19 protein-coding genes are annotated in these 23,126 nt (G+C 56.3%); 5 read left to right on the top strand and 14 right to left on the bottom strand.

Annotated features, from left to right (window positions below; all coding sequences use genetic code 11):
- Positions 1-85: 85 nt before the first annotated feature.
- Positions 86-2,140, bottom strand: coding sequence for a 4-alpha-glucanotransferase (malQ, locus tag C7433_RS01780; RefSeq protein WP_110267497.1), 2,055 nt, complete (start codon positions 2,138-2,140; stop codon positions 86-88).
- Between the two features lie 5 nt (positions 2,141-2,145).
- Entirely contained in the window at positions 2,146-4,548 is a 2,403-nt protein-coding gene (malP, locus tag C7433_RS01775) for a maltodextrin phosphorylase (RefSeq protein ID WP_110267496.1), read from the bottom strand.
- Positions 4,549-4,827: 279 nt separating this feature from the next.
- Between malP and malT the strand changes: the two genes are divergently transcribed.
- Positions 4,828-7,530, top strand: coding sequence for an HTH-type transcriptional regulator MalT (gene malT, locus C7433_RS01770; RefSeq protein ID WP_110267495.1), 2,703 nt, complete (start codon positions 4,828-4,830; stop codon positions 7,528-7,530).
- Between the two features lie 36 nt (positions 7,531-7,566).
- On the opposite strand, the gene C7433_RS01765 is transcribed toward malT, so the two are convergent.
- The 3 genes from C7433_RS01765 to C7433_RS01755 all read right to left on the bottom strand — a co-directional run bounded on the left by C7433_RS01765 (position 7,567) and on the right by C7433_RS01755 (position 10,691).
- Complete coding sequence (locus C7433_RS01765; RefSeq protein WP_058701896.1) at positions 7,567-8,799, bottom strand: MFS transporter; 1,233 nt, start codon at positions 8,797-8,799, stop codon at positions 7,567-7,569.
- Between the two features lie 120 nt (positions 8,800-8,919).
- Positions 8,920-9,357, bottom strand: coding sequence for a GNAT family N-acetyltransferase (locus C7433_RS01760; RefSeq protein WP_033741672.1), 438 nt, complete (start codon positions 9,355-9,357; stop codon positions 8,920-8,922).
- Complete coding sequence (locus tag C7433_RS01755) at positions 9,354-10,691, bottom strand: glycoside hydrolase family 10 protein (protein ID WP_110267494.1); 1,338 nt, start codon at positions 10,689-10,691, stop codon at positions 9,354-9,356. The genes C7433_RS01760 and C7433_RS01755 overlap by 4 nt, the downstream gene beginning before the upstream one ends.
- A 113-nt stretch (positions 10,692-10,804) precedes the next feature.
- On the opposite strand from C7433_RS01755, the gene C7433_RS01750 reads away from it, so the two are divergent.
- The 4 genes from C7433_RS01750 to C7433_RS01735 all read left to right on the top strand — a co-directional run bounded on the left by C7433_RS01750 (position 10,805) and on the right by C7433_RS01735 (position 15,248).
- Positions 10,805-10,969 (top strand): DUF2256 domain-containing protein, encoded by a 165-nt coding sequence (locus C7433_RS01750; protein ID WP_110267493.1) that lies wholly within the window; start codon positions 10,805-10,807, stop codon positions 10,967-10,969.
- Between the two features lie 143 nt (positions 10,970-11,112).
- Positions 11,113-13,443 carry an FdhF/YdeP family oxidoreductase gene (locus tag C7433_RS01745; RefSeq protein ID WP_033741674.1) on the top strand — a complete coding sequence of 777 codons (2,331 nt, stop codon included), beginning with the start codon at positions 11,113-11,115 and terminating at the stop codon, positions 13,441-13,443.
- Positions 13,444-13,747: 304 nt separating this feature from the next.
- Entirely contained in the window at positions 13,748-14,461 is a 714-nt protein-coding gene (locus C7433_RS01740; protein ID WP_033741675.1) for an MgtC/SapB family protein, read from the top strand.
- A gap of 253 nt (positions 14,462-14,714) precedes the next feature.
- The gene (locus tag C7433_RS01735) at positions 14,715-15,248 is read left to right on the top strand and encodes a C40 family peptidase (RefSeq protein ID WP_033741678.1); all 534 of its coding nucleotides are present in this window, start codon (positions 14,715-14,717) and stop codon (positions 15,246-15,248) included.
- A 753-nt stretch (positions 15,249-16,001) separates the two neighbouring features.
- Here C7433_RS01735 and C7433_RS01730 read toward each other — a convergent pair.
- From C7433_RS01730 to C7433_RS01690, 9 genes are all read right to left on the bottom strand, one after another.
- Positions 16,002-16,388 carry a hypothetical protein gene (locus C7433_RS01730; protein WP_110267492.1) on the bottom strand — a complete coding sequence of 129 codons (387 nt, stop codon included), beginning with the start codon at positions 16,386-16,388 and terminating at the stop codon, positions 16,002-16,004.
- Positions 16,389-16,613: 225 nt separating this feature from the next.
- Positions 16,614-17,024, bottom strand: a complete 411-nt coding sequence (locus C7433_RS01725; RefSeq protein ID WP_058701893.1) for a VOC family protein — start codon at positions 17,022-17,024, stop codon at positions 16,614-16,616.
- 149 nt (positions 17,025-17,173) lie between these two features.
- Positions 17,174-17,620, bottom strand: coding sequence for an NUDIX hydrolase (locus tag C7433_RS01720; RefSeq protein WP_033741683.1), 447 nt, complete (start codon positions 17,618-17,620; stop codon positions 17,174-17,176).
- A 44-nt stretch (positions 17,621-17,664) separates the two neighbouring features.
- Positions 17,665-18,861, bottom strand: coding sequence for a PotD/PotF family extracellular solute-binding protein (locus C7433_RS01715; RefSeq protein WP_110267491.1), 1,197 nt, complete (start codon positions 18,859-18,861; stop codon positions 17,665-17,667).
- A gap of 4 nt (positions 18,862-18,865) precedes the next feature.
- Positions 18,866-19,885 carry a GTP-binding protein gene (locus tag C7433_RS01710; RefSeq protein ID WP_199227833.1) on the bottom strand — a complete coding sequence of 340 codons (1,020 nt, stop codon included), beginning with the start codon at positions 19,883-19,885 and terminating at the stop codon, positions 18,866-18,868.
- A gap of 20 nt (positions 19,886-19,905) precedes the next feature.
- Positions 19,906-20,190: a hypothetical protein gene (locus C7433_RS01705; protein WP_006119159.1), complete on the bottom strand. Its 285-nt coding sequence runs from the start codon at positions 20,188-20,190 to the stop codon at positions 19,906-19,908.
- A gap of 12 nt (positions 20,191-20,202) precedes the next feature.
- The gene (locus C7433_RS01700) at positions 20,203-20,949 is read right to left on the bottom strand and encodes an SDR family NAD(P)-dependent oxidoreductase (RefSeq protein ID WP_033741687.1); all 747 of its coding nucleotides are present in this window, start codon (positions 20,947-20,949) and stop codon (positions 20,203-20,205) included.
- Positions 20,950-20,958: 9 nt separating this feature from the next.
- Positions 20,959-21,732 (bottom strand): SDR family NAD(P)-dependent oxidoreductase, encoded by a 774-nt coding sequence (locus C7433_RS01695; RefSeq protein WP_006119161.1) that lies wholly within the window; start codon positions 21,730-21,732, stop codon positions 20,959-20,961.
- A 9-nt stretch (positions 21,733-21,741) separates the two neighbouring features.
- On the bottom strand, positions 21,742-23,109 hold the full coding sequence (locus C7433_RS01690) for an MFS transporter (protein ID WP_058708135.1): 1,368 nt from the start codon (positions 23,107-23,109) through the stop codon (positions 21,742-21,744).
- Positions 23,110-23,126: the final 17 nt, after the last annotated feature.

Genomic DNA, 23,126 nt, shown 5'->3' with positions numbered 1-23,126 from the left:
ATATACGAAGCGTAGCCAACACCCAAATTCATTTAACAGTCCATATCGGCATTGTATTTTGGTTGATATGGACCGCATTATTTTCTTATCCGCGCTTCTGCGTCATGGTCGCCAGCAGCCCGTTAATCCGCGCATCGGCAAACATCGCCTCCAGCGGCAGGCTGAGCTTACGTCGCCAGTTCGGATAGGTCTCCACCGTGCCGGGTACATTGACCGGAGAAGCCATATCCAGCCAGTCTTCGGGCTGCAAGCCCAGCAGGGCGCTGTTGCAGTCAGCCAGATAGTAATGAAGCGCGGTATTCAACACCAGACTCATGCGCGGGCTGTTGGCCTGCACCAGTGCGCCGTTCTTCAGATAACCCTGGCGCTGCAGGCTCTGCAACAGCGCCGCGCGGGCTGTCCTGCGCTGGCGATGGAGCCCGGCCAGCACCGCGTTGTCAGGATAGAGCCCCAACTGGCTGCCGAGCGTCAGATCGTCGTGTTGCCACCAGCCGCGCAGCGTTGGCATATCATGGGTGGTGGCTACCGCCATGGCCTGCGCAGGCCATGCGGCAGGCGGACGAAAGGCGCGTTCAGCGGTTCGTTCAAAGTAGAGCACTTTGTAGGAGTAAACGCCGGCATCACGCAGTTTCGCCACGATGGTGTCCGGTACTGTACCCAGATCTTCTCCGATCACCATGCAGCGGTGACGCTGGCTTTCCAGCGCCAGAATGGCCAGCAAATCGTCGACAGGATAAGTTACATAGGCACCTTCCGCTGCCGTTTCACCCGCCGGAATCCACCACAGACGCAGTAACGCCATCACATGGTCAATACGCAGTGCGCCACAGTCACGCATATTCGCACGCAGCAGGGTTATCCAGGGTTCGTATGCCCGGTCATACAATTCCCCGGGATGCAGCGGCGGTAATCCCCAGTTCTGGCCAAGCGGTCCGAGAATATCCGGCGGCGCGCCCACGCTGGCCGCCAGGCAATACAAGGCACGCTGGCTCCAGGTTTCAGCCCCATTCGCGGCCACGCCGACGGCGAGATCGCGATAAAGCCCCAGCGTCATCTGTAGCCGCTGGCTGTCCTGCCAGCACGCCGCAAACTGTCGGGCGGCAAGCCATTGTAACCACTGATAAAAACGGATCTCATCGCCGTGTTCGATGCGAAAGGCGTGCACGGCGGCGCTGTCCGGCTGTTGATACGCAGCGGGCCAGGTATCCCAGCCGTGACAGGTTGGATCCTGACCCACAAACCAGGCCTGTAAGGCATCGAAAATGCCCTGATGCAGCAGGCTTTCACCACCCTGAACGATAAACGCCTCGAATGCGACGACCTCACTGTCCTCTTTATCACGCTGCAAAAACTGCGCCCACGCAAACCGCAGTGCGGTGAGCTTGAGCGACGCGACAGCGGGATAATCCACCCATTGTGCCGCGCGGGCGCGCTTGAGAACGTCCTGCGTTTCTGCCGCGAGCCACCAGGCCTGTGCGGCGGCGCTCAGCGTAAAATCAGCCACATCGGGCACGCTGATATACAACACATTCAGCCAGCGCCGGGAAGAGGGACTGTAAGGACTGGCCTGATCGGGCAGCGCGGGGAACAGCGCATGTAACGGATTCAGACCGATAAAGGCGCCGCCTCGCTGACCGGTCTCGTTCACCAGTTGCCGCAGATCGGCAAAATCGCCCATGCCCCAGTTGCCCGCTGAGCGCAACGAATAGAGCTGCACACAGGTTCCCCAGCGCCTGCGCCCTTTAAGCAACGCCTTCGGCGCATAGCAACGTGACGGTGTCACAATTATCTGGCAGTTAACCCGTTGCGCGCCTTGTGTCAGGCACAATTGATGGTAGCCATCAGGCAGTTCCGGTAAGCACAACGGTTTATCCGGCTCACATTGCCCCGACCAGTGCTGCCCGTATTCGCTCGTTAACTGCCAGCGCGTGGGACCGGTCAGCACAGGCGTTAACACTATCGGTTTACCCTGTGGGATAACCCATACGGGGGGCAATGGTGTGGATGGGGCCGACTCGCGCGCCATCGCCGTCAGCAAACGCTGACGCGTCAGGGCAGAAACCGTCTGCACCGTTCCATGCGCATCCACATATTCCGTTGCTATGCGGCCCGTCTCCTGAGGGGGGTGAAAAGGCGTCATTGTAATTATCCTTTACGCTGCCAGATGCGCTGCTGGTAATGGCGAATCGCACGGTCCGCGCTGAACATTCCGCAGCGGGCGGTATTCAGGATGGCTGCGCGCGTCCACGCCTGCTTATCGGCCCATAAGGCTTCGGCACGTTGCTGAGCATTCAGATAGTGACGGAAGTCAGCCAGCACCCGCCAGGGATCGCCGTTCTCAGGACCGAGACTGTTTAACAGCAGGTCAAACGCGTGCGTATCGCCCGCGCTAAAGGTGCCGTTTTCCAGCGCCTGTAAGGCCTGATCGAGTTGGACGTCGTTGGTGCGCCACTGAACAGGATCGTAATGCCCGGCCTTCAGCGCCTGCACCTGCTCCACGGTGTGGCCAAAGATAAAGATATTGTCTTCACCGACCTGTTCGGCAATTTCGACGTTGGCACCATCGAGCGTACCTATCGTAAGCGCGCCGTTCAGGGCCAGCTTCATATTGCCGGTGCCGGACGCTTCTTTGCCCGCCGTTGATATCTGCTCTGACAGGTCCGCGGCAGGGATCAGCCGTTCAGCAACAGAAACGTTATAGTCCGGAATAAACACCACTTTCAGGCGATCGGCCACGCGCGGGTCGTGATTTATGACCTCAGCAACCTGATTAATGGCGTAAATGATGTTTTTGGCCAGCGCATAACCGGGTGCCGCTTTGGCCCCGAAGATCACCACGCGCGGACACAGGTTCGCCTGCGGATCGCGACACAGCATCTGCCAGAGGGCGATGATATGCAGCAGCGTCAGATGCTGCCGTTTGTATTCATGCAGTCGCTTGATTTGCACATCGAACATCGCCGCGGGATTAACGATAATGTCGGTCCGCTCAGCAATCCACGCGGCCAAATCCTGCTTGTTTTGCTGCTTGATCTGCTGATAGTCGGCACAAAAACCGACGTCATCCACCCAGTTTTCCAGAGAGGCGAGCGCGTCCAGATCGTTGATCCACGGCCGCTTCAGCGTGTGGCTTATCAGGCGGGCAAGGCGGGGATTGCACTGGTTGATCCAGCGGCGTGGCGTAATGCCGTTAGTGACGTTATGAAACTTATCAGGCCATAGTGCGACGTATTCCGGGAACAGCTCATCTTTGACGAGTCGGGAGTGCAGCGCGGCGACGCCATTTACGGCAAAGCAACTCATTACACACAGGTTAGCCATGCGGAGTTGCTTATGATGTACGATCGCCAGTCGGGCCCAGACCGCGTCATCGCCCGGCCAGCGTGCATCCACTTCTGCCTTTAGCTGGGCATTGAGGCGGTGGATGATCAGCATATGGCGCGGCAGCAGGGCGCGGACGATGCCGGTATCCCAGCACTCCAGCGCTTCAGGCAACAAAGTATGGTTGGTATAGGCAAATGTGCGCTGGGTGAGGGCCCAGGCACTGTCCCAGCTGAATTGGTGCTCATCGATCAGCAGCCGCATCAGTTCGGGGATCGCCAGCGTGGGATGCGTGTCGTTTAGCTGAATCACTTCGTAATCGGCCAGGCTGTCGAGCGAACGGCCCGCCTGCAGGTGGCGGCGAAGGATATCAGCCAGCGAACAGGCGCACTGAAAATACTGCTGCATCAGGCGGAGTTTTTTGCCGGCCTGATGATGGTCGTTAGGGTAAAGGACTTTCGTCAGCTTCGCCGCATCCATGCCCTGTTTTTCAGCCCGCATAAACGCCCCGTTGTTGAAGGTTTGCAGGTCAAATGGCTGCGCATGCGTGGCCTGCCACAGCCGCAACGGCTGCGTCACGCCATTTTCAAAGCCCACCACCGGCAGATCCCAGGCTTCGCCCTTGAGGTAAAACGCGGGCTGCCAGCGGATTGTGCCGTTTTCGTTGCTGACTCTGCCGCCTAAGCCCACCTGAACATCCCGCCGGGCATTGTACGTAAACCAGGGATAACGCTCGCGCTGCCAGTCGTCGGGTTGTTCATCCTGCGCGCCGTCGACAAAACGCTGACGAAACAGACCGTACTGGTAATTCAGGCCATAGCCGGTAGCGGGCTGACCGACAGTGGCCATCGCGTCCAGAAAGCAGGCTGCCAGACGCCCTAAGCCGCCATTACCCAGCGCCGGATCGCGCTCGTTTTCCAGTACGTCACTGAGTGACACATCCCATTGCGATAAGGCGGCAGCGACGGCGTTATACCAGCCCAGGTTGAGGAGGTTATTGCCGGTCAGTCGTCCGGTCAGAAACTCCATCGACAGATAATTGACATGGCGTTGATCGCCGGAAGCGGGCCGGGCAGGGAGCGCGCGCAGCATTTCAGCCAGCGCACCACTCAGTGCGTGCCACCACTGATGCGGCGTCATCTCGTGTGCCTCTTGCAGGCCAAACTGTTGCCACTGGCGCGCCAGCGCAGCGTTAAAAAGCGATTGATCAAAGGGATGCTGTGTCATAGCCGGAAATCCTGTTTTAAGGAGAAAAGGGAATAACCCACAGTGTGCTTTTGCGTTCCGGCGCGCGCCTCCTCCCGGCAGAATTTCGCGCAGGCGGAGCCGCAGGGTGGAGAGCCTGAGGGAAGTCCGAAAGTTTTACTTAAGTGTGATTAGATTCGCTTTTGTGAAGATTCACTTAAGCGTCTGCTTGCTTTATCAGGAGGGATAGCTGAACGTGTGAAGAATAATTACGAAGCGTAAAAAAATGATGCGCCGAAGCAAATGGAGAAGCGTGCGTCTATGTTAATTCCCTCAAAACTCAGCCGTCCTGTCCGGCATGAAACCACGGTGAAACGCGAGCGACTGATACGAAAATTATCCGCCGCCGGTAACTATCGCCTGGTGCTGGTGACCAGCCCCGCTGGCTACGGTAAAACCACCTTGATCTCCCACTGGGCAGCCGATAAAGCCGAGCTGGGCTGGTATTCCCTGGATGAAAGCGACAACCAGACGGAGCGCTTTGCGGATTATCTGGTAGCGGCCCTACAGCAGGCCACGCAGGGATGCTGCCGCCGTAGTGAAGTGCTGGCGCAGAAGCGGCAGTACGTCAACCTTAACGCACTCTTTACCCAACTCTTTAACGATTTGCAGGAATGGCATAAGCCGCTGTGGCTGATCATTGATGATTACCATCACATCACCAATCCGGCGATTCATGATGCCATGCGCTTCTTTCTACGCCATCAACCTGAAAACGTCACGCTGGTCGTGCTCTCGCGTAATCTGCCGCAGTTAGGCATTGCCAATCTGCGCGTGCGCGAACAGCTGCTGGAACTCAGCAGCCAGCAACTGGCCTTTACCCATCAGGAAGCGCAGGCGTTTTTTGCTGCCCGGTTGCCCGCACCGCTGGCGTCCGACGAAACCGGGCGCCTGTGCGATGACGTCGCAGGCTGGGCAACGGCTCTGCAGCTGATCGCCCTGTCGGCCCGGCAGGGCGCAGGCGCGGCGCAGCATTCGGCCCGACGTCTGTCGGGTATTAATGCCAGTCACTTAAACGACTATCTGGTCGAGGAAGTGCTGGATAACGTGACGTTGCCCACCCGCCATTTCCTGTTAAAAAGCGCGCTGCTACGTTCGCTAAATGCGGCGCTGATCGCTGAAGTCACCGGTGAGGAGAACGGCCAACACTGGCTGGAGGAGATTGAGCGCCAGGGGCTGTTTCTGCAACGCATGGATGATTCCGGTCAGTGGTTCAGCTATCACCCGTTATTTGGCAGCTTCCTGCAACAGCACTGCCAGTGGGAGCTGGCTGCAGAGCTTCCCGCCCTGCATCGTGCGGCGGCAACCAGCTGGATGGCGCAGGGCTTTCCGGGTGAAGCCATTCATCATGCTCGCGCCTCAGGCGATGCTGAGATGCTGCGGGACGTGCTCATTGAGCACGCCTGGTCTCTGTTTAACCAGAGCGAGCTGCCGTTACTGGAATCGTCGTTGAAAGCACTGCCCTGGAGTATGCTGCTGGCGCATCCCAACCTGGTGTTATTGCAGGCCTGGCTGATGCAGAGCCAGCACCGCTTCACAGAGGTGAACAGCCTGTTGGCCCGGTTTGAGCAGGAGAGCCGTTGCGAAATCGATGCGGTCCTGCGCGGCGAGTTTAACGCGCTACTGGCGCAGGTGGCGATCAATGACGGTAATGCGGATGAGGCCGAGCATCTGGCGATGCTGGCGCTGGACGCGCTGCCTGAAAGCCGCCACTACAGCCGGATTGTCGCGACCTCGGTGCACGGCGAGATTCTGCATTGTAAAGGCGAACTCAGTAACTCGCTGGCGCTGATGCGCCAGACGGAGCATATGGCTCGCCGGGAAGATGCCTGGCACTATGTGCTGTGGAGCCTGATTCAGCAAAGCGAGATTCTGTTTGCCCAGGGCTTTCTGCAAACCGCGTATGAAACCCAGGAGCGGGCCTTCGCGCTGGTAAAGGCACAGCATTTGTCTCACTTCCCGTTGCATGAGTTTCTGCTGCGCATCCGCGCCCAACTGTTATGGGCCTGGGGACGGCTGGATGAGGCGGAGCAGGCCGCGCGCGACGGCATGAAAGTATTACAGGGTTTTCAGCCGCAGCAGCAGATCCAGTGCCTGGGCTTACTGGTGCAGAGCGCCATCGCCCGTGGCAACCTTGATAACGCGCGCACCTTATTAAATCGCCTGGAGAACCTGCTGAACAACGGCCGCTGGCATCATGACTGGCTGGCCAATGCAGATAAAGTGCGGGTGCTGTACTGGCAAATGACCGGCGACTTGCAAAGCGCGCGTGACTGGCTGCGTCAGACGCCAAAACCGGCCAGTGCCAGTAACCATTTTTTACAGGGCCAGTGGCGTAACGTGGCGCGGGCGCAGATTCTGCTGGGGCAGTACACTCAGGCCGAGGTGATTCTGGACGAGCTGAATGACAACGCCCGGGCGTTGCAGCTAATGAGCGATCTCAACCGCAATTTGCTGTTGCTGAATCAGATCTACTGGGAAACGGATCAGCGCGCAAAGGCCCAGCAGGCTTTACTCAGTGCGCTCAATCTGGCACGCAGCACCGGCTTTATCAGCCATTTCGTTGTGCAGGGTGAAACTATGGCGCAGCAGCTCCGTCAGCTGTTACAGCTGAATACACTTGATGAGCTGGATCACCATCGGGCGCGGCGCATCCTGAACGAGATCAACAAATATCACCGCCACAAGTTTGCGCATTTTGATGAAGGCTTTGTCAGCCGGTTGCTGAACCATCCGGACGTACCGGAGCTGATCCGCACCAGCCCACTGACGCAACGTGAATGGCAGGTACTGGGATTAATCTATTCCGGCTACAGCAACGAGCAGATCGCGGCCGAGCTGGATGTGGCCGCCACCACCATCAAAACCCATATCCGCAACCTGTATCAAAAACTGGGCATCACCCATCGGGCGGAAGCGATGACGCAGGCGCAGTCGATGCTGAAAATGATGGGGTACGTGTAAGAAAAGCAACAGGCAGCCGGGTGCTGCCTGGACGTTTTACGCTTTTTTGTTTCGCGTGTCAGGCATCAGTAAGGTCACAAAGCCAAGCAGCGGTAAAAAGCCACAGGCGTTGTATACCGTGGTAATACCGTACCAGTCCGCAAATTTCCCCAGTGCGGCCGCGGCGATACCGCCAATCCCAAACATCGTGCCAAACATGATCCCGGCCACCATGCCCGTGCGGCCCGGCAGCACCTCCTGGGCATAGACGACCAGCGCGGCAAACGCCGATGAAAAAACCAAACCAATGCAAACGGTTAACACCGCGGTCCAGAACAGGTTGGCGTGCGGCATCAGGAGCGAGAAGGGAATGACGCCCAGGAAAGAGATCCAGACCACCGCCTTACGTCCGATACGATCGCCCACCGGGCCGCCAACCAGCGTCCCAATCGCCACCGCGGCCAGAAAGGTAAACAGGTAAATCTGGGCTTCCGGCACCGGTAACTGGAAGCGCTCGACCAGATAAAAAATGTAGTAGTTGCTGATCGAGGCAATATAGGTGAATTTAGCCAGTAACAGCACGCCCACAACGGACAGCGCCAGCTTCACATCGCGCGACGACAGGGCGCGCAGTGACCGCTGGTTGTGCTTTTTCATGTGGGCATGACCGTGCTTCACCGTCCAGCGGCTGATACCTGACAGAATGATGACCGCAAACAGCGCGATCAGCATCAGCCAGCCCACCGCCAGCTGTCCGTGCGGGATGATCAGCATCGCGGCGACCAGCGGCGCAAAAGCGGTACCGACATAGCCGCCGACCTGGAAGGTGGATTGTGCCGTCCCAAATTGCCCGCCCGAAGCCATCCGTGCCACACGCGACGCTTCCGGATGAAACGTGGCTGAACCTACGCCGATAAGCGCCGATGCCATCAACACCACTGAGAAATGCGGCGCGATGGCCAGCAGCCCGATGCCGATGAGTGTCGCAACCATACCGGACGGCAGCAGCCAGGGCTTGGGATGTTTGTCGGTATACAGGCCAATCCACGGCTGCAGCAGCGAGGCGGTCATCTGATAAATCAGCGTGATCAACCCAATCTGGGCGTAGCTGAGCGCGAAGTTGGTTTTCAGCAGCGGATAAATGGACGGCAGCATGGCCTGGATAAAGTCATTACAGCAGTGGGAAAAGGCCACTGCGCCCAGTATCGACATCACAATTTTCTGACTGTCATCAACGTTGGCGGCCAGTCCGGGCTGACTGGTTTTCACTTCACTTGAGTATTGAGACATGCGCATTTCCGTTTGGGAGGACTTTACGTTTATTGACGTATATTACGCCACGCAGCGAATGCGGTGCTGACAAAAGTGCTATTTTGGGCTGAATAGTAAAATATCTGTTAATGATTTGCGTCAGAGGGCTTTGATCAGACACACAGAAGCGGGCTTATCGACATAAGCGCCGTAAGGGGCGGTTTCCTGAAAATGGCAACGATGATAAAACGCCACTGCGCGGGTATTCACCCGGCGCGTTGAACACCGCAGCGCGCGATAGCCGCGCGCGCGGGCAATCTGCTCAAGCGCAGCCAGCACGGCCGCGCCCGTACCGGGGATATCGCGGGTGGAAAACATACGCTTCAGCTCGGCTGTCTCAGGGGAGACATGCACCAGCGCCCCACAGCCAATTGCCTTGCCCTGGCTGTCACGGGCCAGTACCCAGGTCGCTGCCTCAGGCGCGCTGAAGTGCTGTGTCCCCGCATCGCCAGTAAGGGCAGACAGTTCCGCTGACAGCCGTGCCGTCAGGACCTGTAACGCCGGGGTTGCTGCCTCGACAACCGCCACGGTTATCACGGCTGTTGCCCCCAGCGGCTGCGCAGGTAATTCACTGCTGGCTGCGTTTGTGGCTGATTCAGGTAGTCTTCCCGGAACAAAATCGTGCCGCTGACCTGCGGCAGGGAGGCGTTAAGGTCAAGCTGACGTTTCAGTTCCGGTACGCCGCCCTGAATCGTCCATTCCGGCTCGTTTTTGGCGGGCACCCCGACTTTGTATAAGGCGATACCGATATACAGACGCGTTTTAGTCGGCTTAACAACGTTAGCCCACCAGTTCGCCAGCACATCGTAACGGGCGGCGCTGCGTGAGAAGGGCCAGTAAATCTGGGGCGCAATATAATCCAGTAAGCCGTCCTGTACCCAGCGGCGTGTATCCGCATAGGACTCATCGTAGGCCGCCGCGCCGCGCGTATCCGAGCCGGCAGCATCGTGCGAACGGTTACGCCAGACGCCGGCCGGGCTGACGCCAAACTCCACCTGTGGCTTGAGCTGCTTGATCGTGTGAGAAACCTGCTCGATCAATAACTGTGTATTATGCCTGCGCCAGTCTGCCTTCGAGGCAAAGCCCTGGCCGTATCGAATAAACGTCTGACTGTCGTTCAGGGGCGAGCCGGGCGACTCGGCGTAGAAGTAATCATCAAACTGCACGCCATCGATATCGTAGTGTTTTACAACTTCAGCCACGATGCTGGTTATCCAGTCACGCACATCCGGAATGCCGGGATCGAGCACGTAACGATCCCCCGACGTGCGAATCCAGTCACGATGCAGAACAAAGACGCTGGCAGGCTGCTGTGACAGGGTGCGGTTCAGCTCGGCGACCGTTGAGGGTTTGGTATTCACGGAAACGCGGTAGGGATTAAACCAGGCATGCACGCGCATACCGCGCTTATGGGCTTCATCCAGCATAAACTGCAGCGGATCAAAGCCCGGGTTCTGACCTGTTTCGCCTGTCATCATGTCTGACCAGGGCAGGATCTTCGATGCCCACAGTGCGGTGCCATCCGGTTTGACCTGAAAGAACACCGTATTGATTCCCAGGCTTTTCAGCTTGTCGAGTTTATCGGTCAGCGCACGCTTTTGCTGACTGACGCGCAGCGCCTCATCGCGGATATTCACCGAGGCGATCGGTGGCCAGTCGAGACGGGAAACCGTCGTCAGCCAGACGCCGCGTACAGGCACATTCTCCCGCACCGGTTGGCTGGTTACCGGCGGTTTACTGACGGTCGGAAAGGGCGTGACCAGCGATTTTGGCGGTTCCGACGAACAGCTGGCTAATAACAAAGCCGAGGCGGCGAACAGGCCGGCTCGGCGTCCCGTACGGGCGCGATAAACGTCGCGAAAAGTGGCGATGGTAAACTCCGTGTCGCGTAGTCCTTAACTGGAACAGTATTCTGATCCTATTTGGCGTAAAGTCAATCAACCCGGCCTGTCTATACTTATCACCTGATGACAGGGGGCAGACGATGCACACTTTTAAAGGAAATAAACAGGCGCTACCGGTGCGCTACTGCAGGCAGTGCCATAAACCCATGACCTGGCGTAAAAAGTGGGCAAAATGCTGGGATAAGGTACTGTACTGCTCTGAACGTTGCAGGCGACAGCGTCGAAATACCGCTGACGGAGCATAACATTTTTGCGCGCCGCCTGGCTTTGCCGCCTCGGTGAAACATTTAGCAAAAGTTAACCTGAATTTTACACGACTGTTCTCACGCGCCGTTGCGATTACTGTACCAGGCTTAATAAAAACAAAAACAGTCAGTCTGGAGCAGCAATGAAAGAGCAAAACAGGACGGAAGGTGTGAAACCCTATGATGGCGCAGCGGGCGGCTGGGGTGCCCTGAAAGCGGTAGCAGGGGCGATTCGTGGTCAAATGGCCGTGAAACAGGACGTGATTGCCTTATTTAAAGTTAACCAGCCTGAAGGCTTTGACTGTCCCGGCTGTGCCTGGCCCGATCCCAAACACACGTCCTCCTTTGAGTTCTGTGAAAACGGCGCGAAAGCGGTGTCATGGGAAGCCACCAGTAAACGCACGACACCTGAGTTTTTCGCGGCCCACCCGGTCAGCGAATTGTGGCAGCGCAGCGCTTACGAGCTTGAAGGCGAAGGCAGGCTGACGCATCCAATGAAATACGATCCGGTAACGGATACCTATCAGCCCATCGAGTGGCAAACCGCCTTCAATGAAATTGGTGAGCGGCTGCGCAGTTATCACAATCCCGACAGCGTGGAATTTTATACCTCAGGACGTGCTTCCAACGAGGCCGCCTTTCTGTGGCAGCTGTTTGCCCGCGAATTTGGCACCAATAACTTCCCCGACTGTTCCAATATGTGCCACGAGCCAACCAGCGTCGGCTTACCTGAATCGATTGGCATCGGCAAAGGCACGGTAGAACTGGATGATTTTGACCATTGCGATCTGGTGATCTGTATCGGTCATAACCCTGGTACAAACCATCCGCGCATGCTGGCCACGTTGCAGGAGGTGTCGAAACGCGGTGCGAAAATCGTCGCGATCAATCCGTTGCGCGAACGGGGACTTGAGCGTTTTACCGCCCCGCAAAATCCGGTACAGATGGTGACGCTGAGCTCAACGGAACTGGCGTCAACCTATTACAAAATCCGGGTCGGCGGTGATGCGGCCATGCTTAAAGGCGTGATGAAGTGCCTGATGGCGATGGATGAAGAGGCCAAAACCCGCGGCAATCCTGGCGTGTTTGACGCCGCGTTTATCGCTGAACATACGCAGGGCCTGGACGCCTTAAAAGCCGACCTTGAGGCGACGGACTGGGCGCATATTCTTAACGTTTCGGGTATGTCACGCGAACAGATTGAGCATATCGCCCAGCTTTACGCTAATGCTGAACGCACGATCATTTGCTATGGCATGGGAATTACTCAGCATCAGTACGGCACGCAGAACGTGCAACAAATTGCGAATCTGCTGCTGTTACGCGGCAATATGGGCAAGAAGGGCGCGGGCATTTGTCCGTTACGCGGTCACTCGAATGTGCAGGGCGATCGTACCGTTGGCATCACCGAAGTTCCCTCCGAAAGCCTGCTGAAGCGTATCGAAGCGGTCTTTGGTTTTACGCCACCGACAAAACACGGACACAGTGCCGTTAAGGCCGTTCAGGCCATTCGCGATGGTGAGATAAACGCACTGCTGTGCCTGGGCGGTAATCTGGCCGAAGCCATGTCGGATCCACAGCAAACCTTTGCTGCGATGCGCAAGCTGGATATGGTGGTGCACATGGCCACCAAACTGAACCGCTCGCATTTGTTGCTGGCAAAACACAGCTATCTGTTCCCGGTGCTTGGCCGCACCGAGATTGACCAGCAACAGTCTGGTGCACAGAGCGTGACGGTTGAAGATTCCATGTCGATGGTACACGCCTCACGCGGCACGCTCGATCCGGCGTCGCCTCATCTGAAATCCGAACCCGCGCTCATAGCGGGCCTGGCCAAAGCCACGTTGCCGGACACGGTCGTGGACTGGGACACGTTGACAGGCGACTACAGCCTGATTCGTGACGCCATCGAAGCGGTGATTCCGGGTTTTGACAACTTCAACGAACGTATTCAGCAGCCGGGCGGGTTCCGTTTACCGAATGGCGCGTCTGAACGTGTCTGGCATACGCCATCGGGCAAAGCACAATTCCTGGTGATGGAGGGCATCAATGAAGATCCGCGCTCGTTGAAATGTCATGATCTCGTTCTGACGACACTGCGCAGTCACGATCAGTACAACACCACGCTCTACGGGCTGGATGACCGCTATCGCGGCGTTTCAGGCCGCCGCGACATTCTGTTTATCAGTGAAAACGAGGCGGAGAAAAAGGGCGTTCGCATGGGCGATCAGGTTAACATCATTGCGCTGGACCCGGACGGCAATCCTACTCATCGCCGTCTCGATAATCTGACTATCGCAGTGCATGATATGGCCGAAGGATCGGTTGCGGCCTATTATCCTGAAGCTAACGTGTTAATTCCCTTAGACAGTTACGACACAAAAAGCGGTATTCCCTCCTATAAAAGCACACCGGTGAGGATGGAGCTGGCCCGCGCCGACGTGCCGGTTGAGGCGTCTGCAACGCGCCGTTAAACGTCCGTCCAGCTAAACCAATCCTGAACGAAGCGCCATCTGAGTGGAAATCCGCCCTCAGATGGCTATACAATCGCCGCGAATTTTACGCAAGAGGCAACCTACATTGGACACAAGTCCCGAACGATTACACCAGGCTTCTGCAGTAAGATAGTTTTGGCTGTCTTAACTGCACGTTAAGACGGCGGCTGTATCAACATCCTTCCCTGACGTGATGCGCTTTGCATCAACGCCCGCTGTAATCCATTTTATTCATCTTTGTTTTTCCGTACTGCGCCTGCTGCGCGGCGGAGAGAGGTTTATCATGGACTGGAAAATCTTTTTACTGCGCGTATCGGCCGCGCTGATTCTGGGTGCGCTCATCGGCAGCGAACGTCAGCTGCGTCAACGCATGACCGGCTTACGTACTAACGCGCTGGTCAGCACCGGCGCCTGTTTGTTCGTTCTGATGACGCAGTGTGTTCCCGGCATTGCCACCGACGCCACTCGCGTTGCCGCCTATGTGGTTTCCGGTATCGGCTTCCTGGGTGGCGGTGTGATTATGCGCGACGGATTAAACGTTCGCGGCCTGAATACCGCCGCCACCTTGTGGTGTACCGCGGCCGTCGGCGTCCTGTGCAGCATGGGGTTGTTACTCGAAGCCGCGATAGGTTGCATGGTGATTCTCTGTGCCAACATTCTGTTGCGTGAACTGGCGCTGGGCATTAATCGCCAGTCCATCGTGTCGGCCGACGAGGCAGTACAACATTACAAAGTGCAGATCGTTTGTCTGGCGCAGGATGAAGTTCAGGTGCGCAGTTTGATGCTGCACAGCCTGGGCAACAGCGGCCTGCGCCTGCAATCGCTCCACAGTGAAGATTTGGATCCGCCACATCGCATGGAAGTGAATGCCGAAGTGATGGGCCAACCCAGCATGACCGGACAGCTGGAAAGTCTGGTAAGCCGCATTAGCCTGGAGAAAGGGGTCAGTTCGGTGCGCTGGCAGGTATGCGGTCTGGATGCGAGCGAAAACGGATAGCACAAAAAACAGGCGCCGCTACGTGAATTCTAATAAAAGAGCAGGGGAGTTATGCGTCAGATTTCGCGTAGCGTTGTTATTTATTCGCGAAAATCCGTTTCCAGGTGCGCTTTTTTACGCTATATAAAGAGAGCCTGCCGTTTGAGTGTAAGGTTAAGTAAAGCAGAGCGTAGATATTTCTATAAGCGATTGAATGGGTTATAAAAGCCCTTAGCGTTGCTCACCTTGTTATCTTTACTGTGCGGATTATTCGATGAAGCGTAAAACCTCATTCTTTTTTCTTTCCGGCCTTATGCTCCTGCTTTCTGGTTGCAGTCATCATCATTCAGATGAACCCAAGGACACCGCCGCCGCTGACGCATCGCAAAACCCGGATTTGATTCCTATCGTCGCGGCGTTGCATGACCAAATGCACACCTGGCATGATACGCCGTACCAATGGGGCGGCACACAGCTGTCTGGCGTGGATTGCTCGGGCTACGTCTGGCGAACCTTGCACGATCGTTTCAATCTGCCAATGGACCGCGTCACCACAGCCGATCTGCTGCATATGGGCGTTCGTGTCACACCGGAACATCTGCAACCAGGCGATCTGGTGTTTTTCCGCATTGGTGGCGGCATGCACGTTGGCTTCTACGATACGGATAATCAGTTTATTCACGCGTCGGCCAGCAAGGGCGTGATTCGCTCATCATTGAACAACCCATACTGGAAATCGGTTTATTACCAGGCGCGTCGTCTGACGCGAGAATACGGGGCGCAGGTAACTCTGAACAGAGCCAGCTAAGCGTGAATTATACCAGGCAACGCTACGTGAAATCTGACAATCCAGCACAGGGATAAGCGCCAGTTTTTTACGTAGCGTTGTTGTGATTTGTGGGTACAGAAGCGGACAAAAAGAAGCGGTGAGGCAGGAAAGGCGTAAACGGGCTGGCTGAGTGTGTAACCGGATATCTTATTTAACATAATATACATTATGCGTACTTTTATACATCAGGCTCCGATATGGGTTGTTCTGCGTCTTTTCCGGTTTTGCACCATTTTCTCTGCTTTTTCGCTTTGTCTTCGCTTCGCTCTCATATCTCGTCTTCAGGCCACATCAAAATCTGATGCCGTGCGCGTTACCAGTGATAACCGAGTCACCCCTGCAACTCATGTCTATCACCCTAAACGCGCATCAGCCGTTCTTGATGACAACTCACCTGATGTTGAGAAAACATCTTACAGGCAGTGAATACCGAAAAGCGGCGACGTGATGTTTTGCCTGGTTCCATCGCTGAAGCTGATCAGCCACGAACTGACGTCTGCAACCTGAACTGACGCGGCTACGTAAAAATTAGCGTACTGAGGTACCGAAATCCCCACAACATTCACCCATATCGATTAATACGAAACGCTGTCTGATATCGGTACCCACAGATCTATGATGCCTGATGAAGGATATTAAAAGCCAACCCAGGGCCCGGCCCCGAATTTAGCAGTTTGCAAGGTGCTCACGTTGACTATTAACTTCCCTATTGGCCTTCCAGGCAATGAATATTTAAGGATGTTTGAAAATTTGCGTCACATAAAACTGCGCGGATAATTGCGAGACGGGGTGCGGCAAAAGCGGATCAAAAAACAGACCATCGTGGTAAGCAATCCAGTGACGTGTCCCGGTTTTAACGTTATTCCAGCGACCATGAAAAATACCACAATCCGTCGGTACGCTGGCCCCGTTGTGTCTTTTATACGATACGTTCTCTAATCCCTTATAACCCAGAAATCTTTTCATTTGCGCGAGATTGACACGTTTCTTCTTGTCGCAGAAGCCATTTTCCATAGCAATTGACAACATCTCATCATAACTTTTTTGATGTAATCGGGCCATAACCGCGATACCACATCCTTCGTCGTCTGATGGCTGTTTAATATGCAAATACGTCATTTTAGGTTCTCCTTAACGCAATAGCTGATGTGAATTAACTAATATCGGCTTCTAAAGACGTTTCTTGAAAAAAATAACGATGTCGCGGTGTAATCACAACGCGCGTTATCAAAATATGGCGTGCCTCGAAAAAAGACCGCCCTTTTCTTTTTTATTCTGCGTTTAATGAGCATAGAGAGTGATGGTCAGTCTCAATTAACGTTAACGGACAAGGCAATTGCCTGTTTATGGCCGATGCACGCTGTCCTCAAATATCGCCAGGTTTTCCTTCGCTTCCGCGTACTGATAAGACGTCAGTTCAATCTGATTTCCGTCAGGATCGCAAAAATAAACGGACATCGACACCTGATGATCGCTGACTGTATAAGGTATGGATTGCGCGACCAGGATGCGTAATAACTGACAGAAACACGTGGCATCCAGGCTAAATGCCACGGTGTTACCCGGCGGCTGATGGGTTCTTAAAAACAGCGATATTACGGCAGCATTATTTTTCAGCACCAGTGGACCGCCCTGCGTAAACCAGAACAGCAACGATTCATCGCGTGAAAAACCCAGCACCCGTTTATACCAGTGTTCTGCTTTCTTCAGGTCATGCACATAAATATGGACGTGGTCGATCTTGAGTAAGTTCACTTTCACCGCTTTGGTCAGGCGTAAAGAGAACCAGCATTAAACAGATTATGCCGTGATGCAAAAGCACGCGCACATAATAGCCTGCTATTTAACATAAATCAGGATTGCAAAAAAACGAGGCGAATTAATCAGAGCCGGTCAGAATGCATTCAGGTATATTGCAGAGGCAACAGGCTCATAATATTGGCGGGATAAACCGTTTCGGTTGTTTCACTGAGTGCTTTGACGGTCCACCAGCGCGAACTGGCAATGACTGATTTCTCATTTTCACTCCAGCCCAGTGTGTTAATTTCGTTCCCTGCGGCAGTAACAATAAAGAACCGCTCATGTGCCTGCACGATCTCGCCCGAAGGCAGCGTCATGGCAAAGCATCGCTCACCGACAGACGGACCCACATCGGCACGGTGAATGCCGGTTTCTTCATACAGTTCCCTGACCGCCGCCTGCTCAAAAGATTCGCCCTGCTCTACGCCGCCGCCGGGCGTTGCCCAGTATGCGCTGCCGGCCAGCGCATCCTGCGAATGCACAAAACGAAACAGCAACACCTCATGGGAAGCATTCAGGATCAGTAACCGGGCCGAGCGACGCGTGCGCATAGTCTCTTCCTTTTATTGGTGGCGTGCTCACGGATAAAGATTTCTCAACGGGGCCGCAAAAAATCCTGCCAGCGGCGCGTCAGATAGTTATGTTCATCCATCACGGCGTTCCAGACGGCAATGTGGCTCATCCGTTGCTCGTAACTTCCGCCATCGCGCACTTCCCCCTGGGGAATCAGCGGTGCGCCCCAGGCATCCAGCAGCATTTCGCGTGCGGGTTGACCACCGTACCAGAAATCCCATTCCGCTGCCGACAGATGCGTCCGGCTGCGTTCCGCGTTAGAAATGTAATAACCCTGCCGCGCCATGACCGCACCGGGCCAGCCAGACTGCCACCAGTTAAGGTAGTCGTAGGCCGCCTCTTTGATTTTGCCGGTCGCACAGCGTGAAAGCGACATGCCGCCGTACCACGCACGGTAGCCTTCACGTGGTCGCGCCATTTTATAGCCGCGCTGATGGAAATGATGGCGAAAATAGATGGGTGCCCAGAGACTTTGTACTTCAACATGCTGATTAGCAATCAGATCGCATGCCTCATCCTGCGATGCCCAGAAGGCCGCAAAATGGCCGTTACGGTGAAGACGCGCCAGCTGCTGTGTTAACAGGTCGATCTCATCAAGCGTCAGATTACCGATATTCGTAAAGCGTGCCAGCCCGGCCCCCTGCATGGCCAGCGCCGCATCAATACCGCCCATGGCCGCATCTTCCTGTAGCGCCACCTGCCCCGTCAGCGAAGGATGTACCAGCCAGCCCCAGCTCTCTTCCTGCTGTTGCAGCACCGCAGGCAGCCGGTCGGCATGATAGGCAAAACTGTCCACGTTATGGGTAAGCGGCAACATGCTGATATGGTCACTCGCGTGGCTACCTAAATGCATATCGCGCTGAACATACAGTCGCTCCGAAGGTACACTGCCATCGGCTAACGGCAGATCGGGACCTAGCCTGCCGGTTTTGGCCAGCGGCGTAATCTCGTCCCAGTATTTCAGTCGCTTGATTTCCAGCGGCTGGATTGCCCGGGCAGGCCAGACAAAATCGATATTGTGAAACCACTGATCGTAAAGGTCATAACTTTCCGGATGCATGACCGCAATGCGCTGGGCATCTTCCACGCTGTGCAGCAGATACTCGATGCGAATCCCCAGATCGCTTTCCGCACGGACACGCAACATTTCAAGCAGCGTGACCGAGGTGCCCAGTACACGTAATGTCAGTTGATCGTTGACTTTCGCCGCAGCGTTCATTGTTTTACTTATCCTTTACCGCCTGCTGAAAACGGCTGAATCCCTGTTTCAGTCGCTCGGGATCCAGTCCGCGCAGAATAAACACCAGTTTTGAGGTATCGGCATCGCCGGGCCAGTCATTCAGGTGAACGGGCGGATGTAACGTATGCTGTACGCCATGAATCACAACGGGTGAACTGCTGCCGCTGAAACGTAAGATGCCTTTCATTCTCAATACAGACTGACCATGGCTATGTAACAGCATTGACAACCAGATAGCAAACGCGGGCCAGTTCAGGGCGTTCTCTAAGGTGATCACGCAGGTTTGCGTAAGCGGATGCGGATTCTCGTCATGGGGTGCAAGACGATAACCGGACGCACCGGCTGCGCCAAGCCAGCGAAACCGCTGTTGCCCGCTGCCTTTTGCCAGGCGCAGGCCAAATAAGGGGTCCGGATCGGCCAGCGCCTGCACGGTGTCACTCAGTTCCGCCATAGGGTTCAGTCCGGCAATCCAGGCCTGAAGCGCCACGCGTTCGGTCTGTCCGATACGGTCGCATTTGCTGAGCAACAGCTTATCCGCCGCGCTGACCTGGGCTATCCATTCCGGTTGATGCATCGACTGCTGCCGGGCATGCTCTGCATCGACCAGCGTCACCAGCGTGCCCTGACTGAAGTGATGTTTAAGCTGGGGATCGTGCAGCAATGTTGACAGGATGGGCGCAGGATCGGCAAGGCCGGTGGTTTCCAGAATGACCTGGCTGAACGGCGGCAGCATGCCGCGCACCCGCCGTTCATAGAGATCCAGTAACGCCGTTTTCAGTTCGCCGCGAATCTGGCAACAGACGCAGCCGCTGGGCAGCAGCACCGTATCGGGCGCGACTTCATTCAGCAGATGATGGTCGATGCCCACCTCACCAAATTCATTAACCAGCAATGCAACGTCGTTCAGATCTTGCTGCGCCAGCCAGCCTTTCAGCAGCGTGGTTTTGCCGCTTCCCAGGAAACCGCTCAGGATATGCAGCGGCAGTTTTTTATCGTGCAGCATAGCCGCTCCTCTTGTATGCCTTACAGCGCCGCCAGCCAGGCTTCATCCAGTGGATCAAGCGGGCGTTTGGTGATCTTCTCGACCTCTTTCCACAACAGGTCCAGTGAATTCACCATCACCTGCTGACCGGTTGGGCTGGAGAGCACCCAACTGGCATGAAACTCAGTCAGCGTGAGCCGCCAGGGTTTAAGCGTTCGGTTGAGCAGCGCCAGCTGCTTTAACCGCAACTGGCGCTGGGGCAGATCGTTTTGTAGCGCATCGCTCCATTGCGGACCGCTGTCCAGTAAACCACAAACGCCGCACATATCGGCTTCTCCTCAGGGCATGACATCGCCGGAATTAGGGCCAAGCGTCTGGCCAACAAACAGGTTACCGCCGGGCTCACTTGCCAGCAGTAACGCTACCGGCGCGACCTCTTCCGCCCGGCCAAAACGTCCCAGCGGCAGTTCGGCTGCCTTGGCCGTTTTCCATGCCTGATTGATGCCATCGATAAGCGGCGTTTCAATCGGACCGGGCGCGATGGCGTTCACCAGCACATTATCTGCGGACACCTCCAGCCCCAGCGATCGGGTAAAGCCTAATACGCCGGCTTTGGCCGCCGCATAATGGCTGAGTTCGGCACCGCCTTTGATACCGAGCTGCGACGCGATGTTGATCACTCTGCCCCAGCGCTGCGCCAGCATGGACGGCAACGCCCGTTGCGTCGCCAGGAAGACACTGCGTAAATCCACAGCCATCATCTCTTCCCACATGGGCAGCGTGATATCGGTACAGCGCGCCTGGGTCAGCATTCCGGCGTTATTCACCAGAATATCGATTCCGTCGAACTGCGCCAGGCAGGCATCCACGCCCGCCGTGGCGCCTTCCACCTCGCCGACATCGGCCACAATGCCAAAACACGGCACGCCAGACTGGCGACAGTGATCAACCACCGTCTTGAGCTTTGTACTGTCGCGGTCAGTGAGTATCAGATGGGCACCTTCGCGGGCGAACAGCATCGCGATGGCCGCCCCGATGCCGCTGGCCGCGCCGCTGATTACACAACGTTTCATCCTGAGTTGCATGGGTTCTCCTTAATCCGGCCAGCGAACGGTGAGTCCACCGTCGACAATCAGACTCTGTCCGGTGAGGTAACTGCTCTCGTCGCTGGTGAGAAACGCGATGACTTTCGCCACTTCCTCGGCGCGTCCGACGCGGCCCAGCGGAATCGCCTTCGCCGCCTTCGCCAGCCCTTCCGGGCCAAGCGAATTATCCTTATCCAGTGACTGCGGCGTTTCAATCAGCCCGGGGATGATGGCATTACATCGCACCCCGCGCGGCGCGAGTTCGACGGCCAGGGAGCGGCAAATGCCGGGCACCGCCGCCTTCGCGGCGGCATAGTGCGCATGCGCCTGCCAGCCATATACACCGCCCGCAATCGACGACACTGCAACCAGGCTGGCCCCCGACTGAAGGTGGGCGGCAGCGGCACGGAACAGGCGCATCACGCCGGTCAGATCGACATTGAGCATCTCATCCCAGCGTGCGTCGCTCATCTCCTCAATCTCTGCCCGACGCAGAATGCCCGCATTGGCGACGACCGCGTCAAGCCGTCCAAAGTGCTGTACGCCTTGCGCAATAAACGCGTCCACCGAGTCGGTGGATCCGACGTTAAGCGGCAGCCAGAGCGCGTCACCGCCCGCCGCTTCAATCTGCGCGGCCGCGACGGCCGGATCGTGGGGATCCTGCGGATAATAGCCCGCTATCACCCGCACGCCTCTCTGGGCATACAGCGTTGCCAGCGCCAGTCCAATCCCACTTGCGGCTCCGCTGATCGCGGCAACCGGGGCTGTGTTTGCATTCTGCATAGGGTTTCCTTAGGCCTGAGGTTGAGTGGAGGCGGCGATGTGCGTATTCAGTTGCGTGACCGGCCGGGCGAACAGAATAATGATGCCCGAGACAAAGCACGGAACCGCACCAAACCACAGTGCCGCCTCCTGCCAGTGTCCACCCTGACTCAGCACTGAGGTAGTGCCGACACCGGCCACAATTGCGCCCACCGGCCCCATCGCCATAATTAATGCGCCCGCAGTAGCACGAATGGCGGTCGGGAAACTTTCACTGATAAAGAACAGCGCGGCCGCATACGGACCAATCAGGAAAAACAGACCGACGCTGTACAGGGCCACGATGATGGCAAAGTTGTCCGGGCAGAACAGCATCGCGGCAAAGGCGATACCGCCCAGCATCCAGCCGGCCGCGATGGTGTTGCGACGACCGATGCGGTCACCGAGCCAGCCGTGTGCCAGATAGCCGCAATAGCCCACCAGGTTAGACAGAATCAGGATCAGTAAAGAGTTATTGAACGAGACCGCGTGGGTTTTGGTAATTACCGTGGTGCCCAGCACGCTGAAGATCTGAATGGCGAACCAGTTCAGCAAAATGGCAACACCCAGTACCAAGGTTGAGCGCAACGCCGTGCCGCGAAATGCCGAGGCAAAACCTGACTTCGGCTGATCTTCATACGGAACCTGATAGTCGGCTGCGACCTGGCGTGCATCTTTTTCTTTACCCTGCTCCCGCAGCGTTTTGATTTTCTTCTGCACTTCAAACTGAGGCGTTTCTTTCAGCTTCAGCGCCAGTAGCGCGATCACCAGCGACGGAAAGGCTGCGAAGATAAAGCTGCCCTGCCAGCCGATAATCGGCAGCAGAATCGCGGTCAGCGCCGAGGCCACCAGCGCACCGACCGGCCATCCGCCCTGCACCAGGCTGTAGACAAATCCCTTCCGTTTGTTGAGTTTGGGATCGTCCAGCGCAGTATAGAGTTCTGATAAATAGGTGGCGTTAACCGTTTGCTCTGCATAACCCAGACCGGCAACGGAGCGAATGGCGGTCAATGCGCCCTTACCCCATAATCCCCCTATTGCGGTCAGCAGCGAACACAGGGCCGCGCCTCCCACGGTAATAACGATGCCCATGCGCCGCCCCAGGCGATCCACCAGCGGGCCAATGGCCAGAGCGATCACTGCCCCACCAAACGCGACCCAGGTAGCAATTTCAGACTGTTCAACTTCGCTCCAGCCAAAATGACCGCCGATCTCCGGCAGCAAGGTGCCGAAAAGGATGAAGTCATAGACGGCGAAGATCCAGGCGAAGAAGGCGATCCATGTAGCGAATTTGACATCCCTGGTGGTTAACTGCTGGGGCTGCCAGCCGTTAACGGATTTTTTTTTGTAGATGCTCATGTCGTGATCACTCTGCA

The sequence above is a fragment of the Pantoea sp. PNA 03-3 genome (assembly GCF_003201175.1).
Classification (GTDB): domain Bacteria; phylum Pseudomonadota; class Gammaproteobacteria; order Enterobacterales; family Enterobacteriaceae; genus Pantoea; species Pantoea stewartii.
The sequence above is the reverse complement of the archived record's forward strand: the minus strand, read 5'-3'. Positions and strand labels throughout refer to the sequence as shown.